Origin of the sequence: Methanofollis liminatans DSM 4140, from assembly GCF_000275865.1 — an archaeon.
In the GTDB taxonomy this organism is placed as follows: domain Archaea; phylum Halobacteriota; class Methanomicrobia; order Methanomicrobiales; family Methanofollaceae; genus Methanofollis; species Methanofollis liminatans.
In genome coordinates, this window is sequence record NZ_CM001555.1 from 1,062,508 (window position 1) to 1,088,470 (window position 25,963).

The 25,963-nt window shown below is 62.8% G+C and carries 28 protein-coding genes; 16 read left to right on the plus strand and 12 right to left on the minus strand.

The genetic code is table 11. The annotated features are described in order from the left end of the window. Positions 1-4: 4 nt before the first annotated feature. A complete protein-coding gene (locus tag METLI_RS05460; RefSeq protein WP_004038700.1) occupies positions 5-694 on the minus strand; it encodes a nitrite/sulfite reductase domain-containing protein in 690 nt (229 codons plus the stop codon). Positions 695-893: 199 nt separating this feature from the next. On the opposite strand from METLI_RS05460, the gene METLI_RS05465 reads away from it, so the two are divergent. The 6 genes from METLI_RS05465 (at position 894) to hisB (ending at position 5,852) form a co-directional block, all read left to right on the plus strand. Then, on the plus strand, positions 894-1,718 hold the full coding sequence (locus tag METLI_RS05465; protein ID WP_004038701.1) for a mechanosensitive ion channel family protein: 825 nt from the start codon (positions 894-896) through the stop codon (positions 1,716-1,718). A 148-nt stretch (positions 1,719-1,866) separates the two neighbouring features. Next, positions 1,867-2,196 carry a CGGC domain-containing protein gene (locus METLI_RS05470; protein WP_004038702.1) on the plus strand — a complete coding sequence of 110 codons (330 nt, stop codon included), beginning with the start codon at positions 1,867-1,869 and terminating at the stop codon, positions 2,194-2,196. 250 nt (positions 2,197-2,446) lie between these two features. Continuing rightward, the gene (locus METLI_RS05475) at positions 2,447-3,652 is read left to right on the plus strand and encodes a methionine adenosyltransferase (RefSeq protein ID WP_004038703.1); all 1,206 of its coding nucleotides are present in this window, start codon (positions 2,447-2,449) and stop codon (positions 3,650-3,652) included. A 33-nt stretch (positions 3,653-3,685) separates the two neighbouring features. Next, the gene (gene hisG, locus METLI_RS05480) at positions 3,686-4,558 is read left to right on the plus strand and encodes an ATP phosphoribosyltransferase (protein ID WP_004038705.1); all 873 of its coding nucleotides are present in this window, start codon (positions 3,686-3,688) and stop codon (positions 4,556-4,558) included. A 5-nt stretch (positions 4,559-4,563) separates the two neighbouring features. Continuing rightward, on the plus strand, positions 4,564-5,274 hold the full coding sequence (gene hisA, locus METLI_RS05485) for a 1-(5-phosphoribosyl)-5-[(5-phosphoribosylamino)methylideneamino]imidazole-4-carboxamide isomerase (protein ID WP_004038707.1): 711 nt from the start codon (positions 4,564-4,566) through the stop codon (positions 5,272-5,274). After that, positions 5,271-5,852 carry an imidazoleglycerol-phosphate dehydratase HisB gene (hisB, locus tag METLI_RS05490; protein WP_004038708.1) on the plus strand — a complete coding sequence of 194 codons (582 nt, stop codon included), beginning with the start codon at positions 5,271-5,273 and terminating at the stop codon, positions 5,850-5,852. The genes hisA and hisB overlap by 4 nt, the downstream gene beginning before the upstream one ends. A 470-nt stretch (positions 5,853-6,322) precedes the next feature. Here the strand turns inward: hisB and METLI_RS05495 are convergent, their stop codons facing one another. The 3 genes from METLI_RS05495 to METLI_RS05505 all read right to left on the minus strand — a co-directional run bounded on the left by METLI_RS05495 (position 6,323) and on the right by METLI_RS05505 (position 8,468). Next, positions 6,323-6,529 carry a histone family protein gene (locus tag METLI_RS05495; RefSeq protein WP_004038710.1) on the minus strand — a complete coding sequence of 69 codons (207 nt, stop codon included), beginning with the start codon at positions 6,527-6,529 and terminating at the stop codon, positions 6,323-6,325. A gap of 185 nt (positions 6,530-6,714) precedes the next feature. After that, the gene (gene mtxX, locus METLI_RS05500) at positions 6,715-7,464 is read right to left on the minus strand and encodes a methanogenesis marker protein Mmp4/MtxX (protein ID WP_004038712.1); all 750 of its coding nucleotides are present in this window, start codon (positions 7,462-7,464) and stop codon (positions 6,715-6,717) included. Next, the gene (locus METLI_RS05505; RefSeq protein ID WP_004038714.1) at positions 7,461-8,468 is read right to left on the minus strand and encodes a methanogenesis marker 2 protein; all 1,008 of its coding nucleotides are present in this window, start codon (positions 8,466-8,468) and stop codon (positions 7,461-7,463) included. Before METLI_RS05505 ends, mtxX begins: the two co-directional genes overlap by 4 nt. 335 nt (positions 8,469-8,803) lie before the next feature. On the opposite strand from METLI_RS05505, the gene METLI_RS05510 reads away from it, so the two are divergent. After that, positions 8,804-10,162 (plus strand): replication factor C large subunit, encoded by a 1,359-nt coding sequence (locus METLI_RS05510; RefSeq protein WP_004038715.1) that lies wholly within the window; start codon positions 8,804-8,806, stop codon positions 10,160-10,162. Here the strand turns inward: METLI_RS05510 and METLI_RS05515 are convergent. Continuing rightward, positions 10,159-10,560, minus strand: coding sequence for a UPF0146 family protein (locus METLI_RS05515; protein ID WP_004038717.1), 402 nt, complete (start codon positions 10,558-10,560; stop codon positions 10,159-10,161). The genes METLI_RS05510 and METLI_RS05515 overlap by 4 nt on opposite strands. A gap of 15 nt (positions 10,561-10,575) precedes the next feature. Here METLI_RS05515 and METLI_RS05520 point away from each other — a divergent pair, with 15 nt between their 5' ends. The 5 genes from METLI_RS05520 (at position 10,576) to METLI_RS05540 (ending at position 14,860) form a co-directional block, all read left to right on the plus strand. Next, on the plus strand, positions 10,576-11,109 hold the full coding sequence (locus METLI_RS05520) for an archaemetzincin family Zn-dependent metalloprotease (RefSeq protein ID WP_004038721.1): 534 nt from the start codon (positions 10,576-10,578) through the stop codon (positions 11,107-11,109). 71 nt (positions 11,110-11,180) lie between these two features. Continuing rightward, complete coding sequence (locus METLI_RS05525) at positions 11,181-11,708, plus strand: universal stress protein (protein WP_157203223.1); 528 nt, start codon at positions 11,181-11,183, stop codon at positions 11,706-11,708. An 8-nt stretch (positions 11,709-11,716) separates the two neighbouring features. Continuing rightward, positions 11,717-12,994: an ArsB/NhaD family transporter gene (locus METLI_RS05530; protein ID WP_004038725.1), complete on the plus strand. Its 1,278-nt coding sequence runs from the start codon at positions 11,717-11,719 to the stop codon at positions 12,992-12,994. A 136-nt stretch (positions 12,995-13,130) separates the two neighbouring features. Next, the gene (locus METLI_RS05535) at positions 13,131-14,405 is read left to right on the plus strand and encodes an ArsB/NhaD family transporter (RefSeq protein ID WP_004038727.1); all 1,275 of its coding nucleotides are present in this window, start codon (positions 13,131-13,133) and stop codon (positions 14,403-14,405) included. Between the two features lie 5 nt (positions 14,406-14,410). Further along, complete coding sequence (locus METLI_RS05540; RefSeq protein ID WP_004038729.1) at positions 14,411-14,860, plus strand: universal stress protein; 450 nt, start codon at positions 14,411-14,413, stop codon at positions 14,858-14,860. Here METLI_RS05540 and METLI_RS05545 read toward each other — a convergent pair. The 4 genes from METLI_RS05545 to nadX form a co-directional block, all read right to left on the minus strand. Then, complete coding sequence (locus METLI_RS05545) at positions 14,847-15,878, minus strand: HEAT repeat domain-containing protein (RefSeq protein WP_004038731.1); 1,032 nt, start codon at positions 15,876-15,878, stop codon at positions 14,847-14,849. The two genes, METLI_RS05540 and METLI_RS05545, sit on opposite strands and share 14 nt — an antisense overlap. Before the next feature lie 109 nt (positions 15,879-15,987). Then, positions 15,988-16,818: a carboxylating nicotinate-nucleotide diphosphorylase gene (nadC, locus tag METLI_RS05550; protein ID WP_004038733.1), complete on the minus strand. Its 831-nt coding sequence runs from the start codon at positions 16,816-16,818 to the stop codon at positions 15,988-15,990. A gap of 4 nt (positions 16,819-16,822) precedes the next feature. Continuing rightward, positions 16,823-17,716, minus strand: coding sequence for a quinolinate synthase NadA (gene nadA, locus METLI_RS05555; protein WP_004038735.1), 894 nt, complete (start codon positions 17,714-17,716; stop codon positions 16,823-16,825). Then, positions 17,713-18,471 carry an aspartate dehydrogenase gene (gene nadX, locus METLI_RS05560; RefSeq protein ID WP_004038737.1) on the minus strand — a complete coding sequence of 253 codons (759 nt, stop codon included), beginning with the start codon at positions 18,469-18,471 and terminating at the stop codon, positions 17,713-17,715. Before nadX ends, nadA begins: the two co-directional genes overlap by 4 nt. Before the next feature lie 139 nt (positions 18,472-18,610). Here nadX and METLI_RS05565 point away from each other — a divergent pair, with 139 nt between their 5' ends. Then, complete coding sequence (locus METLI_RS05565; RefSeq protein WP_004038739.1) at positions 18,611-19,852, plus strand: MiaB/RimO family radical SAM methylthiotransferase; 1,242 nt, start codon at positions 18,611-18,613, stop codon at positions 19,850-19,852. A gap of 16 nt (positions 19,853-19,868) precedes the next feature. Then, on the plus strand, positions 19,869-20,402 hold the full coding sequence (locus METLI_RS05570; protein ID WP_004038741.1) for a hypothetical protein: 534 nt from the start codon (positions 19,869-19,871) through the stop codon (positions 20,400-20,402). A gap of 31 nt (positions 20,403-20,433) precedes the next feature. Here METLI_RS05570 and METLI_RS05575 read toward each other — a convergent pair whose 3' ends face one another. From METLI_RS05575 to METLI_RS05585, 3 genes are all read right to left on the minus strand, one after another. Beyond that, on the minus strand, positions 20,434-20,718 hold the full coding sequence (locus tag METLI_RS05575; RefSeq protein ID WP_245529410.1) for a DUF1294 domain-containing protein: 285 nt from the start codon (positions 20,716-20,718) through the stop codon (positions 20,434-20,436). A 141-nt stretch (positions 20,719-20,859) separates the two neighbouring features. Continuing rightward, on the minus strand, positions 20,860-23,295 hold the full coding sequence (locus METLI_RS05580; RefSeq protein WP_004038745.1) for a DNA-directed DNA polymerase: 2,436 nt from the start codon (positions 23,293-23,295) through the stop codon (positions 20,860-20,862). Then, positions 23,288-24,157 carry a malate dehydrogenase gene (locus METLI_RS05585; protein WP_004038747.1) on the minus strand — a complete coding sequence of 290 codons (870 nt, stop codon included), beginning with the start codon at positions 24,155-24,157 and terminating at the stop codon, positions 23,288-23,290. Before METLI_RS05585 ends, METLI_RS05580 begins: the two co-directional genes overlap by 8 nt. 51 nt (positions 24,158-24,208) lie before the next feature. Here METLI_RS05585 and METLI_RS05590 point away from each other — a divergent pair, with 51 nt between their 5' ends. Both METLI_RS05590 and METLI_RS05595 read left to right on the plus strand, forming a co-directional pair. Further along, complete coding sequence (locus METLI_RS05590; RefSeq protein ID WP_004038749.1) at positions 24,209-25,096, plus strand: dihydroorotate dehydrogenase; 888 nt, start codon at positions 24,209-24,211, stop codon at positions 25,094-25,096. Further along, positions 25,089-25,901, plus strand: a complete 813-nt coding sequence (locus METLI_RS05595) for a dihydroorotate dehydrogenase electron transfer subunit (RefSeq protein ID WP_004038751.1) — start codon at positions 25,089-25,091, stop codon at positions 25,899-25,901. The genes METLI_RS05590 and METLI_RS05595 overlap by 8 nt, the downstream gene beginning before the upstream one ends. The last annotated feature ends 62 nt before the right edge of the window (positions 25,902-25,963 follow it).

Here is a 25,963-nt window from a genome sequence, read left to right on the forward strand (position 1 = left end):
ACCTTTACCTGGTCTTCTCCAGCGGGATGTAGGGTGCGAAGGTCAGGACGTCTCTCCTGATCGCCTCGAACCCGATCCGCTCCATGAACCGTGCGGTCCGCTCGCCCGGCTTCGCATGTTTCCGGTAGTAATCGAGGAGACGGCGGACCAGATCGAGTGCCTCCTCTTTATTCAGGTCTGTTGCGACAGTGTCCCCGATCCTGGGCCTGCCACCCGAGTTGCCGCCGAAAATGACGGTCCAGCCTTTCGCCGTTCCCAGAAGCCCGATGTCCCTGACATAACTCTCGCCGCAGCACCGCGGGCAGCCCGAGACTCCCATCTTCAGTTTCGCCGGGAGGTCCATCTGCTGGTACATCTCCTCAATCTCGAGTCCGAGCCCGAGCGAGTCCTGCTTCCCGTATTTGCAGACCGCCGTCCCGGGACACGCCTGCACATAGTGCACGCAGGGTGCGGTCGCCTGCCCCACGGTCATCCCGAGTTCATTCCAGATACTCTCGATATCCTCTTCTTTGATCCCGACGAGCACCATCCGCTGCCCCGACGTCATCTTGATCACCGGGATGTTGTAGCGCCGGGCGACCTTGACGATATTTTCCAGGTGCTCCGGGCTGACAATCCCTGCAGGCGTTCTGGGGACGATCGCGTAGGACGTGCCGTCTCTCTGGCGGATTGCTCCTCTTGGTCCGTTGTCCATGTTAATCACACCTCTCCGGCGTGTTCTGGTCTGCCGGGTTTACTCCTCTCTTATTACCAGAAAAGAAAATGGTTGTGCAACTCCTGTAGTTACAGGTCGCCGCCACAGATCTGACGGCCAAACGCATCGGGGGCATCCCATCAACCTGATTGCCTCCCGGGGTCAAGTTTATCCTGTATCTTCTCCAATCATATGCTCCATGGAGATCGCAGATATTCTCACTGAGACCACGATTCCGCTCTCGGGAATCACGCTCGAAAAGGTTCTTCTCGCCGTGATCATCGCAATCATCGGCTGGATCGCCGTCAAGGTGCTCATTTCCCTCTTCAAAAAGACGCTCTCCCATTCGTCACGCCTCCCCGAACTGGTCGTAGAGTTTCTCGTCCGTTTCTTCTCAGTCCTGCTCTACGTCATCCTCGTCCTGGTCGTCCTGGCGGCGCTCGGGGTCGATGTCTCCTCTGTGGTGCTCGGACTCTCGGCAGTGATCGGGCTCATACTCGGTTTTGGTCTTCAGGACACGATCACCAACCTCGCCGCCGGTGTCTGGGTGGCGGCCCTCCGCCCGATCGACAAGGGGGAGTTCGTCGAGGTCAACGGCATCTCCGGAACAGTCACCGGTGTCGGGATCATGGCGACTGAACTGCTCAAGCCCGACAACACCTACATCACCATCCCCAACTCGCTCGTCTGGGGAAGCCCGGTGATCAACTCCAGCCGTATGGACACCCGCCGCGTGGACGTCTCGGTCGGGATCGCCTATGACAGCGACCTCGATCTGGCGCTCAGGGTCGCACAGGATCTGATGGAGTCCCATGCCGCGGTCCTCTCCTCCCCTCAGCCTGCGGTCGTCGTCACCGAACTGGCCGACTCGTCGGTGAACCTTGCCCTGCGTGCGTGGACCAGGACCGGGGACTACTGGGGGGTAAAGGGCGACCTGACCTCCGGCATCCTCCTGGCGTTTCGGGAGGCCGGCGTCGAGATTCCCTTCCCGCAGGTGGATGTACACCTGGACGGGACGAACTAAACCCTTTTTTGAATCCGGCCACCTGGATCTTTTCGTCCTGTGGATTTTTCGGTGTGCACCGGCGTCGAGGTCCGCCGATAGGGGTACGGCGATGGCTGCGGTATGCACGTTTCCAAAGTGATATACGAGTGTATCAGGAGTTCTCTCTATGAAAGTGGGCATTATTCGGTGTCTGATGACCGAAGATATCTGTCCGGGAACAGCAGACTTTCTGGTGACCAGAGAAGGAAAAGGCGCCTTCCAGGAGACAGGGCCGGTTGAGATCGTCGGATTTGTGACCTGCGGCGGGTGCCCGGGCAAAAGGGCGATACCACGGGCAAAAATGCTCATCGAGAGGGGTGCAGAGGCGATCGTCTTTGCGTCGTGCGTGAGCAAGGGAAATCCCATCGGCTATCCGTGCCCGCATTATGCCAATATGAGGGATGCCGTGATCAAGGCCGTCGGTCCTGATATTCCCATTATAGAGTGGACGCATTAAGGCCGTGAATGGATTAATATTAGAGAGGGAGCTTACCCCTCGCGCGAGAAACACCCCTGTCTGGAGGGGCAGAAAAATTACTCTCAGAAATATAAGGGGCCTCAACCTTTTCACGGGAGAAATACGCATTTTCCTTTAACGCCCTGCCCGGGCCGCTTTGGGGGCTAAAACCCCGGGCAGAGGTAATTATAGAAACGGTTAAATGAGACCCGATCGTTGTAATTAATTATTCTTTGACATGAGGGATGAGATGATCAGAAACATCAGGGTAGAGCGGATCGCGCAGACACCTATCGAACAGCAGCAGATCGAACTGGTCGAGCGCAAGTGCATCGGCCACCCGGACAGCATTGCCGACGGTATCGCCGAAGCGGTCTCCCGTGCGCTCTGCCGGGCCTATCTCGAGGAGTGCGGGGTCTACCTGCACCACAACACCGACCAGGGCGAGATCGTCGCCGGCGAATCCCTTCCCCGCTTCGGCGGCGGCAAGATCGTCAGGCCGATCTATGCTCTTCTCACCGGCCGCGCCACCAAGACCTTCGACGGCATCAATATCCCGGCCGATTCCATCGCTGTCGAAGCGGCCCGCTCCTATGTCAAGAGCATCATCCCCATCATGAACCTTGAGCGCGACATCATCGTCGACTGCCGCATGGGGACCGGTTCGACCGACCTGCGCGACGTCTTCAAGACCTGCGGCGGATCGGCCGTGATGCGGGCGAACGACACCTCCTTTGGCGTCGGCCACGCCCCCTTCAGCGAGACCGAGAGCCTGGTCAAGGGCGTCTCCGACTACATCGACGAGGTCTACCGCCCGAAGAACCCTGCCATCGGCACCGACATCAAGGTCATGGGCCTCCGTGACGGCGACGACATCACGCTCACCCTTGCGGTGGCGATGGTCGACCGCTACCTCGCCGACATCGGCGAGTACGTCGAGACGATCGCCAGGCTCAAGGAGACGATCGAGGGGATCGCCCCGAAGTTCACCGACCGGAAGGTCCACATCGACGTGAACACCGCCGACGACATCTCGAACGGCGTCGTCTTCCTGACCGTGAACGGCACCTCGGCCGAGATGGGCGACGACGGTTCGGTCGGCCGCGGCAACCGCTGCAACGGGCTGATCACCCCGTGCAGACCGATGAGCATGGAGGCGACGAGCGGCAAGAACCCGATCAACCATATCGGCAAGATCTACAACCTCCTCTCCACCCAGCTCGCAAACACCTGTGTCACCGAGATCGACGGCATCGACGAGATCTACATCAGGCTCCTCTCCCAGATCGGCCACCCGATCGACCAGCCTCTCGTCGCCGGCGTCCAGGTGATCCCGAAGGCCGGCGTGGAACTGGCAGCGATCCAGCCCGCCATCGATGCGATCATCGACACCGGGCTCGAAAACATCGGCAGCATCACCGAGAAGGTCATCAGGGGCGACCTGAAGACCTTCTAAGATAGTATTTCCATGCCCGCAGGAAGAGAGGATATGACCGGCACCACCAAAATCCGCCTTGCGATCCCGAACAAAGGACGGATCGCACAGCCCATCCGCGACCTTGTGGAGAAGAGCGGCATCCACCTCAGGGAGACCGGAGAGCGCAAGCTCGTTGCAAAGACCGTCGACCCTGATATCGAGGTGCTTTTTGCCCGCCCGATCGACATCCCCGAGTACGTGGCCAACGGCGCCGCCGATATCGGGATCACCGGGCTGGACATGGTCCACGAGCGCGGCTCGGTCGTCGAGGAACTCCTCGACCTGAAGATGGGGCGGGCGACCCTGGTGGTGGCCGTGCCCGAAGACGCCCCGATCAACGGCGTGGAAGACCTCGACGGTGCCAGGATCGCCACCGAGTTCCCGAACATCACCCGGGCGTACTTTGAAACATTTGGCGTCGAGGTGACGATCGTCCCGGTCGGGGGGGCCTGCGAGGCGACACCCTATCTCGGCATCGCCGACGCCATCGTCGACCTGACGAGCACCGGCACCACCCTCCAGACGAACCGGATGCGCATCCTCGGCGAGGTGCTCAGCACGAACACCGAGGTGATCGCAAACCCGGTATCGCTTGAGCAGAAGAGGGAGAAGATCCAGGAAGTGGTCCTCGCCCTCGAGAGCGTGGTCAGGGCGAAGGGCCAGTGCTACATCATGATGAACGTCAACCGGGACGCCCTGCCCGAGGTCGAGCGGATCCTGCCGGGCCTCGGCGGCCCGACGGTGATGGACGTCGCCTCCCACGAGGGGCTTGTGGCGGTGCACGCCGTCGTGCGCGAGGAGTGCGTCTACCAGCTGATCACCCAGCTGAAGCGCTCGGGCGCCCGCGATATCCTGGTGATGTCGATCGAACGAATGATCCCCTGATACCCATGATGATCTTTCCTGCGGTGGATATCCTCGGCGGCCAGTGCGTCCAGCTCGTGCAGGGGCGGCGCGAGACGGCGACGGCCTATGGCACGCCCCTTGAGAACGCCCGCAAATGGCTCGACGCCGGCGCCGACGCTCTCCACGTGATCAACCTGGACGGGGCGTTCGGCAGCGCCGGGGCGAACGCCGGGATGATCAGGGAGTTGATCAGGGAGACCGGCGTCTTCGTGGAACTCGGCGGCGGGATCCGGAGCCGGGAGGACGCCCGCGCATGGCTGGAGATCGGGGTGGGCCGGGTGATCCTGGGAACGATCGCGATCCGCGAGCCCGAGGTGGTCCGCGACCTCTCTCTGGAGTACGGCCCCGGGCATGTTATGGCCGGCGTGGACGCCAGGGACGGGCAGGTCGTCATCGAGGGCTGGCAGGAGGAGGCGGGCGACTACCTCTCCTGGGCCGAGCGTTTCGAACTCCTCGGTGCGGGATCGCTCCTCTTTACCAACGTGACGGTGGAGGGGCTCTGCCGCGGCATCGAGACCGGGCCGGTGGGGCGGCTCCTCGAACGGACTCGCCTGCCGGTCGTCGTGGCCGGCGGGGTCTCGAGCGCCGCCGACGTCCGGGCCCTGCGGGACCTCGGGGTTTCCGGGGCGGTGCTCGGGTCGGCGCTGTACAGCGGGAAGATCACACTTGAAGAGGCACTGGAGGCGGCGCGATGAGGATAGGAGAGGTGGAGCGTAAGACGAAGGAGACGGCGATCAGTCTTGTGATCGGGCTGGACGGGGAAGAGGAGATCGCGGTCTCGACCGGGCTTCCCTTCCTTGACCACATGCTCAATGCGTTTGCAAAGCACGGCGGTTTCTCCCTCCGGGTGGAGGCGAAGGGCGACCTCGAGGTCGATGCCCACCACCTGGTCGAGGACGTCGGGATCGTGCTCGGCACGGCGATCAGCGAGGCGGTCGGCGACGGGCGCGGGATCGCCCGCTTCGCCAGCGTCGCCATACCGATGGACGAGGCGCTCGCCGAGGTGGCGATCGACGTCGGCGGCCGCGGCTATCTGGTCTTTTGCGGGTCGTTCAACGCTCCCACGACCGGCGGGATCGATACCAGTCTCTTCGAGCACTTCTTCGGGAGCCTCTGCAGCCGCGCCGGGATCACGGCCCACATTCGCTTCTACGGCCGAAACGATCACCACATGGCCGAGGCGATCTTCAAGGCCTTCGGCGTCGCCATGGGCCGGGCGGTCGCCATCGACCCCCGAAAGACCGGCGTGCCGAGCACGAAGGGAACGCTCTGAATATAATCCCGCTTTTCTTTTCCGGTCCGGTCAGATCCTGTTTTTTGTGCGTCCGGGTCCTATATCCCTCGCCGGATCGTCGCCGCCGGTCCCGGGGCAGAGGTACACCTGATTTCCCGTCCCTCACGCTGCCTGCCGGGGGTTGCACCCCATTGGAGCGGATTGGACCGGGAAGGCAGAGGGGGGCGCCCTCATCTCCTATCTCAATGGGCGGCAGACCTCCCGGCACCGGCGCACCGTCCGCTCACGCGAAGAAACGATGCCCTAAAACGCTCCCCTTGCCTTTGGGTCTTTTCGCGGCTTCGCGTGAGATTTTCTCCAGATCACCTGAAAGAGGCACCGTCCTGTCGGTGTCCTTCGATTCTCCACCTGCCTGAACAGAACACCCTGCGCTCCGCTCCGGCACAAACACATCAAAACAGAATGATCATCAACGATTGCGAGAACGTCGTTCGAGAAAAGAGGTGAGTTCAGGCGGACTTTGCCGCGAGTTCTACATCCTCTTCCTTGATCGTCTTGCGGCCAGCGTGCTGGGCGAGGCGGTTCGCTTCCTTGGTCAGGTTGGCGATGTACACTTCGGCCTTTGCGACAAGTGCCGCTGCTGCATCGCTGCCGACTCTCTCTGCACCGTTCTTCTTGGCGATTCTGACAACCGCTGCAATTGGTAGGTCTGCCATGTCTAATTACCTCTAAAATAACACTTTCTCGAAGAGTATTTAAATCTTTCGCATTTACCTCGTCATAATGGCTTCTGATACCCTATCCCGAGGGGATGCATCGTGCACGTGCTGTTTGCACCAAGCATATTCGACAAAAAAATAGATTAATTATAAGGAGTTCATTTTAAAAAATAAACCGAAATTCAGGGGTTTTTCTTTTTGGCCATCGATGCAGCGAGGAGAACCGCACCGGTGTAATCTGGTGAGGCGCGCGACGTATCCACAAAGATCCTGTCGATATTGACCACCGGTGCCCCATGCCCCGCCCCCTCTCCCAGGAAGGTCAGCGTCCGGAAGATCAGGTTGCCCGAGATGCCGTCAGGGGCGATCACCACCCCGCACTCTTTCACGGCATCCTCGATGAGGATCTCCCGGTGTTCGGCGTTTCCGAGGCGGGCGGCGAGTTCGGCGTCGGCCATGGAGCGGTCCACCGCCCGGTGCCGCCCCAGGTCCCCGAACCGCCCGCCCGAGAGCACGGCCACCCGCTCGGAGAGGCCGAACGAGGTGGCGATCGCCCGCCCCTTCTCGATCAGGGCGAGTTTCTCCTGGACGGTCCACCCCTCGTCGACGCCCACCGGCGCAAGCAGGAAGCGCACGCCGCCGGCAGTTTCCAGCAGGGCGATCCGCTCCAGGTGATCGACGCCACAGGCCTTCTTCAGGCACCTGAGGGTCTCGTTCGCGGGGAGGGTGCCCCGCACCGCCGCATCGATCTGCCCGGCCACCAGATCGGCAATAAGCGCCTCCCACGGGCATTCGCTCTCGCGCCTCTCGACCGGGTATGCGTCCATCGCCCCGGGGCGGCAGTAGCAGACGATCCGCACCTGCGACCCCGCCCGCTCCACCGTCCGGGCGACCTTCTCCTCCTCGCCGCCGACACCGATCCCGACGATCATACGATCTTTGCACCGCTGATGATCCGCATGATCCCTTCCTGCTGCAGGTCGAAGACCGAGGTGGTGACGCCGCGATAGGAGACCGAGAGCGAGGAGGAGTCGTTCACCTCGCCGATCGCCTGCGCCGTCATACCGGCCTCCTCGAAGAGGCGGCAGACCTCGGCGGTGTGCTCCTCGCGGCAGGTGAGGATGAAGCCCATCCCCGGGTACATCCGCACCCAGTGCTCGAAGGTGATATTGTGGGCCTGGAGATCGGGCCGCGGGATCCTGTCCAGGTCGATCGCGGCCCCCTTCTTCGAGACCTCGAGGAGCATGCCCAGGGTACCGATGACGCCCGGGTTGGAGATATCCTTGCCTGCGGTGACAAGATGGCGCCGGGCAAGTTCCTGCATGACGCCGATCTGTTTCCTGACGGTCTCAGCCGGCTTCATCGTCACCGAATCCCAGTTCAAGATGCAGGACGGGTGGACCCGACCGTCGAGGTCGATGGCGGCGACGACGCGGTCTCCCGTCTCTGCCGTGCTCGAATAGATCACGTCGTTCATCTTCACCGTCCCAAGGATGGCGACGTCGATGACCGAGTAGGGCGTGTCAGGGTGGAGGTGCCCGCCGACGATCGGCACGCAGAACTGTTTCGACGCCGCCTGCATCCCCCGTGTGACCTCGTTTCTGAGGGTATTATTGGTGAAGGAGAGTATGTCGACCATGGCGAGGGGCGTGCCGCCCATCGCCGCAATGTCGTGGACATTCACGAGCACGGCGCAGTAGCCGGCCCAGAAAGGATCGGCCTCCATCAGTTTGCTCCAGATGCCGTCTGCAGCAAGGAGGAGGGCGTTATCGTCCTGCCGGATCACCGCGGCATCCTCGCCGAAAGAAGCGACGACATTGGGCTGGTCGTTGATCCTGAGGCACTCGATCAGTTCGCCGATCCCGCGTTTTCTCGTCACCCCCTCGTACTCCCTGACCGATCGCGCGACCGAGTCCGGGGAACAGTTGTCTACCACGGTAACACCAACATTCTATCAGCTTGTATGGTGTTTTTTCTCATAAATGATAAGGTATGTGATTGATTGGTGAAAGCACCGGCGATCGGTGGTATGGCACAGGCGCCGTCCAGGCCCGGAAGCAGCCCTTTCTCCCGGGGTCTTTCCGGGTGCGCCATCCTTCCAGAAACCCCGTGCATTCGCCTCTCTCCCTGGCCCTGAACGCCTCTATCGCCCGGTATGCTGGGTGTTCTGGGTCGGTCCCGGACGCCGTTCCCAACCATCAAATAGCATCCTGTCCTATTGATCATCAGGAGGGAGAGAGGACCGTGGCGTCGGAATATTCATCACAAAAGATGCAGGACTGGACCGAGAAGTACCGCCCGCAGAGCCTGCAGGAGATCGTCGGCAACGGCCCGGCCGTCCGGCAGATCGTTGACTGGGCGCGGTCCTGGCGGCGGGGCACCCCGCCCCTCATCTTCTACGGCAAACCCGGTATCGGGAAGACCTCAGCCGCCCACGCCCTCGCCCGGGACATGGGCTGGGAGATCGTCGAGCTGAACGCCAGCGACCAGCGCACCAAGGCGATCATCGAACGGGTCGCCGGCACCTCCAGCACCACCACCAGCCTCAGCGGGGCCGAACGCAAACTGATCATCCTCGACGAGGCCGACAACCTCCACGGCACCGCCGACCGCGGGGGCGCACGGGCGATCATGGAGATCATCAAAAACGCCCGGCAACCCATCGTGCTCATCGCAAACGACATATACGGCCTCGCGAAGGAGATCAAGGCCCTCGGCGAACCCGTGCTCTTCAGGGCGATCCAGGCCCGCTCCATGGTGCCGCGCCTGCGTGAGATCTGCCGGGACGAAGGCCTCGCCTGCAGCCCGGAAGCCCTGACCGGCATCGCCGAGAGCGCCGGCGGAGACATGCGCTCGGCGGTCAATATGCTCTATGCCGCCGCCATCGGCAGAGAAGACGTCGGGGAGGCGGACGTTCACACCAATCAGAAAGATCTTCGGGCGACGATCTTCGATCTCATCGCGGCGATCTTCTCGGGAAAACCCGATGCCGACCTCATCCGTCTCTCCAGGGCGGTGGAGGACACTCCGGACACGATCGTCCAGTGGATCGAGGGGAACCTTCACGTGCTCAGGGATCCTGAGCGGGCCGCCCGCGCCTATGCCGCCGTATCGCGGGCCGACGAGTGGGTCGGGCTCACCTACCGGCGGCAGTACTATGCCCTCTGGAAATATGCCGGCGCCATGATGACCATCGGGGTCAAGGAGGCCGCAGGGGGGGCGGGGATCCATGAGCGGATCATGCCCCCGGCCCGCTGGAAGCGGATGAGCGGGGCACGCAAACAGAAGGCGGTGCGCACTTCGGTGATGCAGAAACTCTCCAGAAAACTGGACCTCCCGCAACACACGATCCGGGAGGAGTACCTCACCCTCCTCACCCTCCTCGTCGAGGAGCGCCCCCTCGAATGCGTCAGGGAGATCGGGCTCGACGCCGACGAGCTGAACTTTTTCCTCCACGATAAAGAGCGGGTCAAAACCGTGATGAAGGCCTTAAAAGACCTCCAGAAGGCGCCGAAAAAGAAGGAGGAGAAACCGGTGGAGATCGAGGAAGTCCTCCTTGCAGAGGCGCCGCCCGTGCGTGAGGAGCGGCAGACCCCCCGGAGTCAGGCAACCCTTTTCGACTCGTTCTAGGGACGATAGTAGCGGTGGAGCACCGGCCCGCAGTCGATGATCTCCCCGCCGTTCTCGTAGATCTCGTTGCCGAGATGATAGACGATGAGATCGCAGCCGATCGCACGTGCCAGATCGATCAGCGGCGGCACCATCTCCACCCCCGGCCTCACTGCATAGACGAGGTCGGCGCCCGCATACCAGGGGAGGTCAGGGGCATAGACGTCGTCCACCCGTGACTCGACGCCGGGCACCTCGGGCGGTTCCCTGATGTCGGTCGCCCGCACCCGCAGCCCGGCCCGGGCGCATAGGGCGGCGACATCGGTGTTCCTGCCGATCCCTACTTCGATGACATTATGGTAATGAGCGGCGATATACTCCCCGATCCGTGCCTCAATACGTTTATACGCGAACACCACGAAAATCTAGATACAATGGGCGTTACGATTATTTGGGATCATCAGGTCCCGACCGGTCTGCGTCTCCCGGTGGGACGACGGATCGAGACGGTCCTCCGCCTCCCGGTGACGCTTGTTGATGCCGACGTACTCATCAACGGCTTTCACCCGGAGCGCAACCAGTACGACGCCGCGGCCATCCTCGAACGCGTCCTGTTCATGAAGGGCAGGATGGGATGCGAGGGGCCGGTCCTCCTCGTCGTCACCCACGATCTTTATGCCGGCGGCTGCGACTTTGTCTTCGGCCTCGCCCGCCCCCAGACCGGGTGCGCGGTCATTTCTATCGCCCGCCTCGACAACGCTTTTTACCGCAGGGAAGACGATTTCGACGACCTCGCCGACCGCGCGGGAAAAGAGGGGGCCCATGAGATCGGGCACCTCCTCGGCCTTGAACACTGCACCGACCCCGAATGCGTCATGTTCAAGCCCGCCACTCTCGCCGAACTCGACCGGAAGAAGGTGATGCTCTGCCCCTCGTGCAGGGCGGCCCTTGCTGCCGTTTTCAGGTGAGCGGTTCCGCGAAAAGAGTTAATAAATTCCGGCCTATACTTCTCTGGATTACGATGGGGTATTTCACTTCATTGATACAGAGAAAGTTCAAGGACGTGGCCGGCACCAGGTACGACACCGTCATGAAGGAGTATCGTGAGTTTCTTCTCACCGAGGAGGAGCGGAAGGTTCCTGAGGTGCGGTCCATCCTGATGCCGCTGGACTATTTTGTGAAAGAGGTTCCCTCCATGCTCTACGACACCCTCTCCAGCTATGAGGGCGCCACCGTCTCGCTCGTCTATATCATCGACCTCGAGGTGATCAGGATCGTCGAGGACAGCCTCAACGCCGACACCGTGGCCGAGTTCAAACGCAAACGCGAGGCGTATGGCGAGGAGATCCTGCGGAAGACGACTGCGGACCTTGAGCGGGCCGGCCTCCCGGTGAAGAGCCGGATGTTTTCCGGCAGTAAGTTCGAGAATATTGCCGAGGTAGCGGAGAGCCATGACCTGATTGCCGTATCGAAGAAATATGCTGCGTCCCTGACCGAGGTCGCAGCGGTCAGCCCGGTCACCCTGAGGCTGGCGCAGACGGTGGAAAAACCCATCATCATCTACTGAGGAAAGCAATGCTCTACACGGAACTCCTGGCAATCGCCGTATTTCTCATCACCTATGCCCTGATCATCGACGAGCGGATCCACCGTGCCGTTGCGGCGATGGCCGGCGCGGCAGTGATCGTCTTTACCCAGATCGTCCCCTGGGAGAAGATCCCTGAATACCTGGACCTCGGGACGATCTTCCTCTTAATGGGGATGATGATCATCGTCAACACGGCGCGCAAGAGCGGGCTCTTCGAGTATATCGCAATCAGGACGGCGAAGCTGGCCAATGGGAGCCCCATCAAGGTGTTGATCCTCTTCTCGATCGTCACCGCCGTCGTCTCAGCGTTTCTCGACAACGTGACGACAGTCCTCCTCCTCACCCCGATGCTTCTCTACATCGCGAAGCTGATGAAGCTCAACCCGGTGCCCTTCCTCCTCTCCGAGATCTTCGCCTCGAATGTCGGCGGCGCGGCAACCCTCATCGGCGACCCGCCCAACATCATGATCGCCTCGGCGTCGGGCCTCACCTTCAACGATTTTCTGATGACCATGGGGCCGATCGTGCTCGTGGACATGGTGATCATGCTCGGCATGCTCTATCTCATCTACGGGAAAGGCCTGCGCGTGCGCCCTGAGGAGCAGCAGAAGATCGTGCAGACGATCGGCGCCCTTGACGAGCGGGCGGCGATTCTCGACCGCTCTCTCTTCAACAAGTCCATCGCAACGATCCTGCTCGTGGTATTCCTCTTCTTCATCCACTCCAGCCTGGGCCTTGAACCGGCGATCATCGCCCTCACCGGTGCGGCGATCATCCTCCTCTGGAGCCGGGTTCAGCCCGACGAGATCCTGGAGCGGATCGAGTGGCCCGCCCTCTTCTTCTTCGGCGGGCTCTTCATCATCGTCGGCGCCCTGGTCGAGACCGGGCTGATCTCGCAGATCGCCGGGTTCGTGATCAGCCATGTCCATACCACCGGCGAGGCGATGGTCCTGATTGCCTGGTTCGCCGCCATCGCCTCGGCGATCGTGGACAATATTCCCCTGACCGCCACCCTCATCCCCCTCATCCAGGATATGGGGATGGCGATGGACATCAAGCCGCTCTGGTGGGCGCTCTCCCTGGGTGCATGTCTCGGCGGGAACGGCACCGCCATCGCCGCGTCTGCAAATGTCGTCGTCATCGGGATCGCCGAGCGCGAGGGCATCTCTATCAGTTTCATGGAGTTCCTGAAGATGGGCATGCTCATCCTGTTCGTGACCGTGGGCGTCGGTGTCGGCATGCTCCTCCTCTTCTTCGGGTGGTGAGGGGGCCGCACCCCCACCCGGTTGCATAAGCCTGAAATGGGTTGGAAGGCAACACTTCCTCCTGTAATTCTCTTAAAAGAAGGCGTATAGCAGTGGTGCCGCGCATACAGGACAACGATTTTTCAGGGGACGGGAAATGTACGCCGAGGTGATCGCCGTTGCGGTCTTTCTCTTCACCTACGCTCTGATCATCGACGAGCGTATCCACCGTGCCGTTGCGGCGATGGCCGGTGCGGCGGTGATCGTCTTTGCGCAGATCGTTCCCTGGGAGAAGATCCCCGAATACCTGGACCTCGGGACGATCTTCCTCTTAATGGGGATGATGATCATCGTCAACACGGCGCGCAAGAGCGGGCTCTTCGAGTATATCGCGATCAGGACGGCGAAACTGGCCCACGGGAGTCCCATTAAGGTGTTGATCCTCTTCTCGATCGTCACCGCCGTCGTCTCGGCGTTTCTCGACAACGTGACGACCGTCCTCCTCCTCACCCCGATGCTCCTCTACATTGCACGGGTGATGGAACTCGACCCGGTGCCGTACCTCCTCTCCGAGATCTTTGCCTCGAATATCGGCGGTGCGGCGACCCTCATCGGCGACCCCCCCAATATCATGATCGGCTCCGCTGCAAAACTCTCGTTCAACGATTTCCTTATCAATATGGGGCCGGTAGTGCTCGTGGACTTCGTGGTGGTCCTGCTGGTCCTGGTGATCGTCTTCAGGAAGAGGATGCAGGTCGAAGGCGCTGAACAGGAGCGGATCGTGCGGACGATCGAAGCCCTCGACGAGCGGGCGGCGATCACGGACAGATCTCTCTTCGTCAAATCGATCGTCACCATACTCCTGGTCGTCTTCCTCTTCTTCATCCACTCCAGCCTGGGCCTCGAACCAGCGGTCGTCGCCCTCACCGGTGCGGCGATCATCCTCCTCTGGAGCCGGGTTCAGCCCGACGAGATCCTGGAGAAAATCGAGTGGCCCGCCCTTTTCTTCTTCGGCGGACTCTTCGTCATCGTCGGCGCCCTGGTTGAGACCGGGCTGATCGCCCAGGTCGCCGCCTTCGTCGTCGCCCATGTCCACACCACCGGCGAGGCGATGATCCTGATCGCCTGGTTCGCCGCCTTCGCCTCGGCGATCGTGGACAACATCCCCCTGACCGCCACCCTCATCCCTCTCATTCAGGATATGGGCGCCTCGATGGATGTCGGGCCGCTCTGGTGGGCGCTCTCCCTTGGTGCGTGCCTCGGCGGGAACGGCACCGCCATCGGGGCGTCGGCGAATGTCGTCGTCATCGGGATCGCCGAGCGGGAAGGCATAAATATCAGGTTTGTCGATTTCCTAAAGATGGGAATGGCCGTTCTCGTCATCAGCGTGGCGATCGGCGTTGGCATCCTGTGGCTGCGGTATATCTGGTGATCACGATGAAGATACTGGTTTTAATCGACGGATCAAAGTGGAGCCATATGGGGGCGTTGCATGCGATCTCCATTGGAAAGAAGAAAGGTGCGGAGGTCGTGCTCCTCTCCGTCCTCGACAAACGCGAGGCGAGGACGATGGCATTCAACTATTGCACCCAGAGCGATAAGTGTGAGATCATCGGGACCTACGAGCAGAATATCTGGCAGGACATGCACCGCTCCATCGAGGCTGAACTTGAAAATATCAGGGAGTACTGCACTCAGGAAGGCTGCGTCTGTACGATAAAGATCCGCGAGGGGGCGAGACGGGAGGAGATTGTGGCCGAGATCAGGGAGAACGACTACTCCCTTGTGGTGATGGGCGCTTTCGGCCAGAGCGGGACGTCACACCCCGGAAGTTGTCTCGGCGAGATCGCCGGCGAGATCACGACGCCCCTGTTTATTGTCCGCTGATCTGAAAGGATCCTGGCGATCCTCTATTTTTCATCGCGATGGCGGAGAGTGCGTTGAGAATGGCGACCCTGACGCAGGGGTCGCAGAACTCGTAGACCTGCTGGAGTGGTGCGATGGCGCGGGGGTCTCCTATTCTGCCGAGGGCCTCGGCGGCCTCGTAGCGGCATTCCTCGTCGTGCCGCAGAACGGCGATGAGCGGCTCCACCGCCTGCTGATCGCCGGTCTCCCCGAGGATCCCGGCGACTGTCCGGCGCACGTCTGAAGAGGTGTCGGTGAGGAGGGCGAAAAGCGAACCGGTCACCCCGCCTTCCTTCAGGCGGGCGAGCGCCTCTGCCGTCACCAGTCTGACCTCCCAGTTCTCGTCCCTGAGTCGCTCCAGGAGCGCTGTCGCCGCCGCCGGATCGCCGATCTTTCCGAGGGCCTTGACCGCTTCGAACCTGATCTCGTAGTTGCGGTCATCGAGGGCGGCGACGAGGGCGTCCACAGCGCGGGAGTCGCCGATCTCACCGAGGGCGATGATCACGCCGTCCCGGTTTTCATGGCTCCCCTTCTCGTCCAGGGCTGCAAGGAGGTACTCGACGGCGCGCTGGTCGCCGATCTCCCCGAGGGCCGTCGCCGCACCCCAGCGCACGTCGGTGTCATCGTCTTTCAACGTCCGGATCAGGGGGCAGACCGCCTCGTTTGCCCGCATCGAACCGAGACTGATCGCCGCTTTCCAGCGGACGTCTTTGTCGTGGTCACGCAGCGCCGCAATCAGAGGCTCGACGGCGCGCGGATCGTCTATTCTGCCGAGGGCCTCTGCGGCGCCCCAGCGCACATATTTGTTTGCGTCCTTCAGTGCGCCGATCAGGCGGGGTACGGCCGGGGCGCCGGCCCGGATCAGGGAAGCGATCGCCTCCCATCGCGCCACAAGGCTGGAATCGCCAAGAGACAGCACAAGGTCCGCAAGCTCCCGATCAAGGCCCTCTATTTCCTCTTCCCCGTCGGATATGGGGCACTCCTGAATATCGGCTGGCATGACTACGGTCCTGAGATGACCTAAGAAGTACGGTGTGAGATCATAAGAACCTTCCCGAGGCCCGGGAAATGCGAAAAGGGAGGGCCTGATCAGAATTCGGGAGCGCCGATCAGGTGATGTCCAGACCGACGTCGATGTTTCTGACGGTATGGGTCAGCGCGCCCATGCTGATGATATCGGCCCCGGCCCCTGCATAGGCGGGGACAGTCTCCGCGGTGACCCTGCCTGAGACCTCGATCGTGACCCGGTCCCTCAGCCCGGCGGCTCTGAGGGCGTCTAAGGCTTCGGCCACGCCGGCCGGCGTCATGTTGTCGAGGAGGACGATATCGGCCCCGGCCCTGGCCGCACGGACAGCGTCATCGGCAGACTCAGCCTCGACCTCAATCCGGTGGTAGCGGGAATAGGCCTTTGCCCGCCGTACTGCCTCCTCGATGCCGACGAGGGCGAGGTGGTTGTCCTTGATGAGGAACATGTCAGAGAGGGAGAAGCGGTGGGGTTCGCCGCCACCGATCATCGCCGCCTTCTTGTCGAGGGCCCTGAGGCCCGGGGCGGTTTTCCGTGTCGGGGCGACCCGTGCGGCCGGGTTCGCGGCGCGGGCCGACTCTGCAGCCGCGCGCGTGGCGGTGGCGATCCCGCTCATCCTGCCGATGAGGTTGAGTGCCGGGCGTTCGGCCCGGAGGACGGCGCGCGCCGGGCCTTCGACGGTCATCACGACGGTGCCCGCCGGGATTGCCGCCCCGTCCTCGACGGCGGCGACGGCCGCGACGCCGAGGTAGATGAAGATGAACGCCGCCTCTTCGAGCCCGGCGATCACGCAGGGCTCTTTCGCCCGGATCGCCGCCCGGGTCTGGAGGTCTGCGGGGACGAGGGCTTCTGAGGTGATGTCGCCATAGGGTGCGTCTTCGTGGAGAAACCCGATCAACTGGTCGCGATCGATCATGGGATCATCTCGGCAGGGCGATCATCCGCTCGATGGCGTGCCGTGCCCGTGCGGCGATTGTCGCCTCCACCTGCACCTCGTACTCGCCGGTCCTGAGGGCGTGGAGGACGTCTTCAAGCCGTATCTTCTTCATGTCCTCGCACTCCGCGCCCTCGACCGGGTGGAAGGCCGCCTCAGGGTAGAGGCAGCTGAGGCGGTAGGTCATCGCCTCCTCGGTGAGCACCGTCCAGGCGGCGTGGTGCGGGGCCTCCCTGACCATCCCGCCGGTCGAGGCGACGAGGTCGGAGGCCGCCTGGACGTCGGGGTTGCACTCCGGGTGGCAGACGACGGTGTCGCCCCGGGCGTGTCCTGCCTCGACGTCGGCCAGGCTGAACCGCACGTGAAGGGGGCAGTGCCCTTCAGGGGGAAGGGGGACGATCTGCTTTTCCGGGAGGTGCTGCTGGACGAAATGGGCGAGGTTGGCGTCGGGCCCGAAGAGGACCACATCCTCGGCGAGGGACCTGACTACATCGACGGCGTTTGCCGAGGTGCAGGTGATGTCGGCCTCGGCCTTGCACTCGGCGGTCGAGTTCACGTACAGGACGACCGCCGCCCCGGGGTGGGAGGCCCGCGCCTCCCGCACCATCTCCGGTGTCAGGGCCTCTGCCAGGGGGCAGGTCGCATCCTGCACCGGCAGGATCACCTTCCGGCCCGGGTTGAGGATCTTCGCCGTCTCGGCCATGAAGTCCACCCCGCAGAAGACGATCACGTCTGCGGTCGTCTCCTTCGCCCTGATCGCGAGTTCCAGACTGTCGCCCAGGAAGTCGGCGACGTCCTGCACCTCCGGCCTCTCGTAGTTGTGGGCGAGGATCACCGCTCCCTGCTCTGCGGCGAGCCTCCTGATCTCGTCGGCGATCATGTCCCGATCCTCATCGGTTCGCTGAGATTTTTGAGGAGGGTGATGATGGAGAGGGCCGCAAGGTAACTGGTCGAGGGGTTGTCAGGGCTCGGCCGGTTCCGCACGGTGATCGTCGCCTCGCCGAAGTCGCCCTCGATGACAATCTCGTGGACGTTCCTATCGACATCCGGGTCGGCCCAGAGTTCGACCTCGACGGCGCGCCCGGCGGCCAGCTCCAGGGCGACCGAGACATTGGTGTTCTTCGGGTAGTGCTTGATGCACTCGTTCGCCTGCCCGGAAAAGAGGAGCATGCGCTCGGTACATTCCATATTGAGGGAACGGGGGTTTTTGGTGGTCCTGAGGAGGAGCTTTGTGATCCCGGAGATCTGCCCGATCTTGAGGTTGTCCAGCCCGAAGATAGCGCCGCTCGGGATATGGATCCTGCGCCCGAGCGCGGCGGCGCGTCTGGTTACCTCCTCTCTGAAATATTCGTCGGCGAACGCTCCCACGCTCATGACGACGAGATCCTTGCCGTGCTCCAGCACGGAGAGGGCATATTCCTGGGCGGCTGAAACCGAGGCCGCTTCCACAACGAGATCAAAATCCTCGCTGAGAAACTCCTCGATATCGCCGAATGCTTTTGCGTGGCAGAGGCGTCCCAGCTCCTCCGCACGCTCGGGCATCTGGTCGAAAAGGGCGACAATTTCAACGCCGACATGATTTTTGGCGATGATATTCCCGATATTGCCGCACCCCAGCAGACCTATCGTGAGCATTCATATATCATATGCGGATTGGGTGTTAAGGGTTTTGCTGATACTCTCAGGAATCCCGATTCGCGCCGGCTCCATTCACGAACTGCACGCTTCCCCCTTCTGCAGACTGATATGGTGGGACTGACATAGTGTGAGGGTGATGGAAGGGCTCAGGGACAGACAGGTGTACATCGAGACCTATGGCTGCACCTACAACCACGCGGACACGCGCAAGCTGGCCCTGATCCTGGAGGGGCAGGGGTGCCGGATCGTCGCCGGCCCGGACGAGGCCGATGTAGTGGTGATCAACACCTGCACGGTGATCGGGAAGACCGAGCGGCATATGCTCAGGCGGATCCGTGCGTTCGCCGACCGCGACCTCTATGTCACCGGGTGCATGCCGGTCGTGCAGGCGGCGGAAATCCTCGGGGCGGCACCGTCTGCGCGGCTCCTCTTCCCCGAGGAGATCTCGGAGCGGTTTTGCGGGGCGTGCACCGGGGTGGTCGGGGGCGCGGGGATCGTCCAGGTCGCCGCCGGGTGCGCCGGGCGGTGCGCGTACTGCATCACCAGGGCTGCACGGGGGCCCTTGCGGAGCAGGCCGAAGGAGGCGATCTGCCGTGAGGTGGAGGCCCTGGTCGGGAGGGGGGCCTATGAGGTGCAGGTCACCGGGCAGGACGTGAGCGCCTGGGGGATGGACCTGGGCGAACGGCTGCCTGCCCTGATCGATGCCGTCTCCGTTCTGCCTGGCGATTTTCTGCTCCGCCTGGGGATGATGAACCCGGCGACGGCGCAGGGGATTGCCGTTCCCCTCGCCCGCCTCCTCGGGGAGGCAAAGGTCTTCTCGTTTGTCCATCTCCCGGTCCAGTCGGGCTCGGACGCCGTGCTCGCGGCGATGAGACGCGGCTATACGGCCGGGGAGTTCGAGGCGATGGTCGCCGCCTTCAGGAAGGCATGCCCTGAGGTGCGGATCTGCACCGATTTTATCGTGGGGTATCCCACCGAGACCGAGGAGGACTTCGCTGAGAGCATGGCCCTGCTCAGGGCGATCAGGCCGGAGAAGGTGAACGTCACCAGGTATTCGCCCCGCCCCGGGACGCCGGCCGCCGCCCTGAAGACGATGCCCGAACGGATCGCAAAGGACCGGTCCAGGATCCTGGACGCGGCGGCAAAGGAGATCTACCGGGAGCAGAACGCCGCCCTGGTGGGGGAGACGGTCGAGGCGGTGGTCACCTGCCGGAAGAAGGAGGGGTCGGTGGTGGCGCGGGACCGGGCGTACCGGGAGATCGTGGTGCCGGGGAATTTTCTGCCGGGCGAGCGGCTGAATGTCAGGATCACCGGGAACAGGACGGTGTACCTGACCGGCCGGGCCACATCATCAAATACCGGCACGGCCAACCGTTGAAGTACGGAGCATGAATATGGACGAGATTGAGACTGGATATGAGGCGCTGGTCAGGCGGATAGGGGAGATGGACGCAGAAAAGAAGCGCCTGACCGACGAGATCGCCGGCAGGCGGGCTGACCTTCTTGCGAAGATGGGAGCGATGGCGGCGCCCCTTATTGGGCATATCGGGATGAACCTGCTCAAAAAGGGGAAGCAGGACACGAAAGGCGAGATCTTCAACGCCGAATACTACCGCGAAAAGATGATCATCCTGGGCAAGACCGAGCCGGTGCCGTACCGCCCGGACGATGCGCAGAAGAAGGTGATCGACCAGTACTGCACCCTCTCCGAGCGGGGCGAGTTTTTCGAGGTGATGTACTCCTCGGACGGCCAGATTGTCGATTCGTATGCCTGCCCGCTCTCGCCGGCCGACGCCGTCGAGATCTACGGCGACGAGGCGATGCTGATGCTCTACCGGGCGCTGCGGGAGTACCTTGCCGGGGAAGAGGAGACGGTGGCCGCCCTCGGCAGGACGCTTGAAGTGATCGGGGAGAAGAACGAAGGCTGAGCGGGGGCTCTTGAAGGAGGGGTGCCCCCCCTCACCCTGCCAGGTGCATGACGACCAGCCCGATCGCCGCGGCGTGCGCGACCATGAACACCGGCACGAGCCTGAACTTCGGTTTTGTAGTCTTGTGCCTGAACTGCTGCATGCCGGCCCACGCCCCGAACGGGCCGAAGAGTGAGCATAAGAGCAGCGTGCGCTCGGGGGTTCTCCAGGCGTTTTTCTCTGCCTTTCTCTTGTCGAGGCCGTAGAGGAAAAATGCGCAGACGTTTAAGAGGGCGTATGCGAGCAGGATAACGGCTGTGATATCGATCGTGATCACTCCCGGGGGGCGCGGCGTCCCCATCGGCGCCGCGCTGTATTCTTATTTGATTATGGGGGCGACCGTGTTATCAGGTTATTCGTTTCTTCGCGGCCTATTGCGTGAGGCCTGGTAGATCAGAAACGCCTGTACCGGGGATCCTCATCCGAAGTCGAAGAGCGTTGTCCTCGAGGGGTCGACGTCGGTCCAGGTCCACCCGAGGGCCTCGATGATCCGCTCGATCGGCTGCTTGATCGTCTTCTCCAGCATCGTCTCCCAGTCCACCACGAACTCCGGCGGCACCTGGTCGGCGTACTCGAAGGCGAGCACATCGGTCTGCGGGTACTTCGCCTTCACCGACCTGATATAGATCCGCTTGGGCTTGCTGCCCCGCTTGAAGTCGGTGCCGAGGTTGGCGTTCGAGTAGATCGCCCCCCTGATATGGGCGTCCTGCACCCCGTACTCCTCGAGGGCCTTGCCGATCCCGCCAGGGATCCCGACCTCATCCAGGGGGTAGCCGCCACGCCGGTAGGTCCTGATCACCTCGCCGAGATAGGCCTTCATCTCGGCCAGGCCGGCCCCTTTGAGGATCAACTCGATCACGTGCTCCTGCACCTCGCGGGTGAGCTGGGGCGAGTCGCTTCGCTTCATCTCGAAGCCGACGATATCGATCTTGTCAACGGAGAGCCCCTCCTTCCAGACGAGGTGGCCGGCATAGCGCTTCTTCTTCCCGGCCTGGAAAAAGCGCTCGTAGACCTTCTCGAACTTGATCGAGAAGAAGTGCCGGTCGGCGTTGAGCGCCGTCCTCGCGAACTCTGAGTAACTCTCGTTCAGCCGCCCCTCGATCTCGCGGGCGATCCGGATCGTCTCCTCGAGGTCGGCCTTCGGGAGGGCGACCATGCAGGAATCGGTGTCGCCGTAGAGCACATGGTAGCCCATCCCGGCGATCACGTCGCGTGTGTGGGTGATGATGGCGCGGCCGACCGAGGTGACGGCGGCGCCGATCTCCCGGTCGTAGAGCCTGAAACGGGCGTAGCCCGAGACGCCGTAGTAGGTGTTCATGATCACCTTCATCACGCCCTGCTGGAGGTCGAGGAGGGTGTACTCAGGCGAGCCGAAGGCGTATTCGTTCCGCCGTTTCTTGAGGGCGTCGCGCTCTTCCATCAACTCCGCCAGGATGCTCCTGGTCAGGCCGTCCGGGCTCTTCCTGAACCTTATCCCGTTCGGGGCCCGCAGTTCCCCGGCCGGGTCCTTCGTCTCGGGCGATGCGTTGAGGGTCATCATCGCCATCGGGTACAGGGACTTGAGGTCGAGCACCACCACGTTCTCCCGCACCCCGAGGGAGGGTTCGAAGACCGTCGCCCCTTCGAACTCGTCGGCGGCCACGTTCCCCTTCGACGGGAGGACGAAGCGCCCCCGCGCCTTTCTGAGGATGTAGATGTCGATCACGTTCGAGGAGTTGAGGGTCCGGTCCAGAGGGACGCCGACGTAGCGGGAGATCATCCGGTAGAAATCGACGATGCTGTTCTTGGCGTTGATCCGTACGCAGAGTTCGACGTCGGTGGTGTTGTACTCCACCAGGCGCTCCGGGTCTTCCAGCCAGAGGTCGGTGATCGTCCCGGCGTAGCGCACCTTCCGCTCGCCGATCTCGTCCTCGGCGACGGCGTCCAGCCTGTACGATTCCTTCTGGCTCGGCTGGAGTTTTTTGTAGGCGGTCAAAAGGTCGAAGACCGCCCGCCCCCGCACGGGCGTCCGCTCGGTCATGCCGGGCAGTCTGGAGAGGTCGGACGGGTTGAGCCCGAGCACCTCCATCCGCCGCGTGATGTATGGGAGGTCGAAGTCGGTGAAGTTCCAGCCCGAGAGGATGTCCGGGTCTTTCTCCCTGATATAGGCGGCAAACGCCCGCATCAGCGCCTCCTCGGTCTCGTAGGTGCAGACCTGGTGCCGGCTCTTTCCCTTCCAGAGGCAGCCGTTCTTCGCCGTCCACTCGTCGGAGAAACCTGGCGAGGTCCCGGCCGATGCGAGGAGTAAGGTGGTGTACTCGTCGTCGAAGGAATCCCAGCAGGTGATGCAGATGATCCGCTCGCGTGCGGGGTCGGGAAAGCCCCGCAGGTCCTCACACTCGATATCGATGAAGCAGAGGCGGGCCGGGGCGTCGACCTCGGCGGGCAAGACCTCGGTGTGGTCCACCGTCTCGGCCGGCACCTCTGCGCCGCCGGTGAGTCCGGCGTCGATCATGTAGCGCGTGGCGAACGGGATGTCGGCCTCGTGGTGGTGGTAGCGGTCGCGGATATCACGCACGTCGGTCGGGCGGACGGTGTAGAGGCGGCGGAGGCGCTCGCCCTTGATCGAGGTGAACACCGCCTCGTCCACGCCCGTCACCTGCGGCGGGAGGGGCCGGCCTTCCACCTCGTCAGCGGGGGCGTAGAAGTACGGCCTGAACCCGGTCACCTGGAGGTGGACCGCCCGGCCCGAGGGTTCGCGGCCGAAGATGTGGACCACCGCCCCGGTACCGGTGACGGTGTACTCCACCTGGTTGATCCCGATCCTCAGGCCCCCGGCCTCGCCGGAGAAGAGGGTCGCCTGTGCATCAGACATCCAGGCCCCTGCAGAGTTCTCCGATGAACGATGCCGCTTCGGTGAGTTTTTCCTGCTCCCAGGCGTCGAGGTCCCACTCGACGATCTCCCTGATCCCGTCCTTGCCGATCCGCGCCGGGAGCCCGATGGAGAGGTCGGAGAGGCCGTATTCGCCGTCGACGATGCACGAGCAGGGGATGACCTCGTCCTGTCTCTTCCCGAGGGCCGCCTCGATCAGCCTGACGATATGGGCCGCCGGGCCGAAGACCGTGCCGCCTTTGCCCCTGATCACCTCCATGCTTGCGCCCCTGAGGTCTGCGAGGATCTCCTCGCGCTTTATGGCCGGGACCGCCGTCTCCAGGCGGGAGAAGACCGGGACCTGGTGCTCGCCGTGCTCGCCGAGGACGCTCGCCGCCCCGCTGATCCCCTCTTTTCCGAGCCGCAGGGCGAACCGGGCGCTGTCGAGCTGGCCACCAAAGCCGATGCACCGGGCGGGCTCGATATCGAGGCACCGGTGGAGATAGTAGTTGTTCACGTCCATCGGGTTGGTGACGGTGATCATGATGCCGCCAAAGGACGGGAGGTGATCGCAGCACTCGTCCAGGACCGGCAGGTTCGAGTTGAGCAGGTCTGCCCTGGTCTTTGTCTCCGGCGACCTGGGCCGGCCTGCCGCAAAGACGCAGACGTCGGCGTCCCTTACCAGGAGGGTGTCTGTCTCGATGCCGACGTCGAAGGAGGCATGAGCGAGATCGAGCGCCTGCGCGTGTTCGAGAGACCTGACGGCGTCACAGATGATGATATCGTCAATAAGTCCCTTTGCAGCGGCGAGGAAGGCTACTTCGCCGCCAATCCGCCCGGTGCCGATCACAGCGAGGCTCGTCATATAATCCCATCTATGGGTATGCTAATAATAAATAACTGCAATCTCTTCTGGATGATAACCCTTCAGCCTGGCGATATCGACGTTGGCGGGGTGACCCTGCGCAACCACCTTCTCCTTGCGGCCGGGGTGCTCGGGACGACCGGCGCTTCGCTCCAGCGGCTCCTGAAACTGGGGGCCGGCGGTGTGGTCACGAAGTCCATCGGCCCGGAGCCGAACGCCGGCCACCACGGCCCCTGCCTGATCAGGACGGAGTGTGGCGTTCTCAATGCGATGGGCCTGCCCAACCCTTCGAAGAACTTTGTCGAGGAGCTCGCCCCCCTGGAGGGCGAACCGGTGATCGTAAGCATCTTCGGCAAGGACCCGGAGGAGTTCAAGGAAGTGGCCGGATGGTTTGCAGAGCATGCGAAGGCCTTTGAACTGAATGTCAGCTGCCCGCACGCCGCAGGATACGGGGCGGCGATCGGCACCGATCCCGAGACCGTGCTCGAGTGCACGCGGGCGGTGGCGTCGTACGGCGTCCCGGTCTGGGTGAAACTCACCCCGAACGTGACCGATATCACCACCATCGGCCTCGCCGCCGAGAAAGGGGGGGCGAGTGCGATCGTGGCGATCAACACGGTGAGGGGCATGCGCATCTCCACGGCAATGCGGCGGCCGGTGCTCGGCAACCGGACCGGCGGGCTCTCGGGGAAGGCGATCTTTCCGATTGCGGTGAAATGCGTCTGGGATCTGTATGCGGCGTGCACGATCCCGGTGATCGGGTGCGGCGGCGTCTCAACCGCAGAGGACGTGATCGAGATGATGATGGCCGGTGCGCAGGCGGTGGAGATCGGTACGGCGGTGATGGACGACGTCCGGGTCTTCGACGGGATCGCACAGAAACTCTATGCAAAGGACGGCGCCGATCCGGCCAGCATCGTGGGGGTGGCCCATGACTGACCTGCCCACGATGCCGGTCCCGGTGACGATCAAGGCGATCGTTGAGGAGACGCCGTCCATCAGGACCTTCTACTTCGATCCCGCCATCCCCTCCTCTCCCGGGCAGTTCGTGATGGTATGGGTGCCCGGGGTCGACGAGATCCCGATGGCCCTCTCTTCGGAGTACTCGATCACCGTCCAGCGGGTCGGCGACGCCACGGCGGCGATGTTCAAACTGGCTGTCGGGGACAAACTCGGGATCAGGGGGCCGCTCGGCAACGGTTTTGCGGTGAGCGGGCGCACCCTCGCCATCGGCGGCGGGGTCGGGGTCGCTCCCCTCCTCCACCTGGTCACGGCCGGAGAGGTGAGCACCTTCCTGCTTGGCGCCCGCACGAAAGACGAACTCCTCTTCGCCCCGGTGATCGCGTCGGCCTGCAGCCTGCGCATCGCCACCGACGACGGGACGGCCGGGCGGCATGGTTTTGTCACCGACCTGATGGACGAGATCGACCTTGCCGACTACGATCATATCTGCGTCTGTGGCCCTGAGATCATGATGGTGAAGGTGCTCGAACGGCTGAACAAGGCCGTTTTGGCAGAACGCGGCCAGTTCTCTCTTCACCGCTATATGAAATGCGGCCTCGGCATCTGCGGTTCGTGCTCGATGGACCCGCGCGGGCTGCGGGTCTGCCGGGACGGCCCGGTCTTCACCGGCATCGACCTGCTGGAGACCGAGTTCGGGAAATATACCCGCGACGCAACCGGGAGCCGGGTCCATTTTCCGCCGCTTCACCCGGAGAAGAAGGACGAGAAGAGCGGGGAGTGAGGGATTCTCTCACCCTTTCCTGATCTCTCAATCGTCCGGATTGCAGTTTTCGTTTCCACCGC

Coding starts and splice junctions, on each gene's coding strand:
- METLI_RS05460 (WP_004038700.1), bottom strand. CDS start 694: ATGGACAACGGACCAAGAGGAGCAATCCGCCAGAGAGACGGCACGTCC.
- METLI_RS05465 (WP_004038701.1), top strand. CDS start 894: ATGGAGATCGCAGATATTCTCACTGAGACCACGATTCCGCTCTCGGGA.
- METLI_RS05470 (WP_004038702.1), top strand. CDS start 1,867: ATGAAAGTGGGCATTATTCGGTGTCTGATGACCGAAGATATCTGTCCG.
- METLI_RS05475 (WP_004038703.1), top strand. CDS start 2,447: ATGATCAGAAACATCAGGGTAGAGCGGATCGCGCAGACACCTATCGAA.
- hisG (WP_004038705.1), top strand. CDS start 3,686: ATGACCGGCACCACCAAAATCCGCCTTGCGATCCCGAACAAAGGACGG.
- hisA (WP_004038707.1), top strand. CDS start 4,564: ATGATGATCTTTCCTGCGGTGGATATCCTCGGCGGCCAGTGCGTCCAG.
- hisB (WP_004038708.1), top strand. CDS start 5,271: ATGAGGATAGGAGAGGTGGAGCGTAAGACGAAGGAGACGGCGATCAGT.
- METLI_RS05495 (WP_004038710.1), bottom strand. CDS start 6,529: ATGGCAGACCTACCAATTGCAGCGGTTGTCAGAATCGCCAAGAAGAAC.
- mtxX (WP_004038712.1), bottom strand. CDS start 7,464: ATGATCGTCGGGATCGGTGTCGGCGGCGAGGAGGAGAAGGTCGCCCGG.
- METLI_RS05510 (WP_004038715.1), top strand. CDS start 8,804: ATGCAGGACTGGACCGAGAAGTACCGCCCGCAGAGCCTGCAGGAGATC.
- METLI_RS05520 (WP_004038721.1), top strand. CDS start 10,576: ATGGGCGTTACGATTATTTGGGATCATCAGGTCCCGACCGGTCTGCGT.
- METLI_RS05530 (WP_004038725.1), top strand. CDS start 11,717: ATGCTCTACACGGAACTCCTGGCAATCGCCGTATTTCTCATCACCTAT.
- METLI_RS05535 (WP_004038727.1), top strand. CDS start 13,131: ATGTACGCCGAGGTGATCGCCGTTGCGGTCTTTCTCTTCACCTACGCT.
- METLI_RS05540 (WP_004038729.1), top strand. CDS start 14,411: ATGAAGATACTGGTTTTAATCGACGGATCAAAGTGGAGCCATATGGGG.
- METLI_RS05545 (WP_004038731.1), bottom strand. CDS start 15,878: ATGCCAGCCGATATTCAGGAGTGCCCCATATCCGACGGGGAAGAGGAA.
- nadC (WP_004038733.1), bottom strand. CDS start 16,818: ATGATCGATCGCGACCAGTTGATCGGGTTTCTCCACGAAGACGCACCC.
- nadA (WP_004038735.1), bottom strand. CDS start 17,716: ATGATCGCCGACGAGATCAGGAGGCTCGCCGCAGAGCAGGGAGCGGTG.
- nadX (WP_004038737.1), bottom strand. CDS start 18,471: ATGCTCACGATAGGTCTGCTGGGGTGCGGCAATATCGGGAATATCATC.
- METLI_RS05565 (WP_004038739.1), top strand. CDS start 18,611: ATGGAAGGGCTCAGGGACAGACAGGTGTACATCGAGACCTATGGCTGC.
- METLI_RS05570 (WP_004038741.1), top strand. CDS start 19,869: ATGGACGAGATTGAGACTGGATATGAGGCGCTGGTCAGGCGGATAGGG.
- METLI_RS05580 (WP_004038745.1), bottom strand. CDS start 23,295: ATGTCTGATGCACAGGCGACCCTCTTCTCCGGCGAGGCCGGGGGCCTG.
- METLI_RS05585 (WP_004038747.1), bottom strand. CDS start 24,157: ATGACGAGCCTCGCTGTGATCGGCACCGGGCGGATTGGCGGCGAAGTA.
- METLI_RS05590 (WP_004038749.1), top strand. CDS start 24,209: ATGATAACCCTTCAGCCTGGCGATATCGACGTTGGCGGGGTGACCCTG.
- METLI_RS05595 (WP_004038751.1), top strand. CDS start 25,089: ATGACTGACCTGCCCACGATGCCGGTCCCGGTGACGATCAAGGCGATC.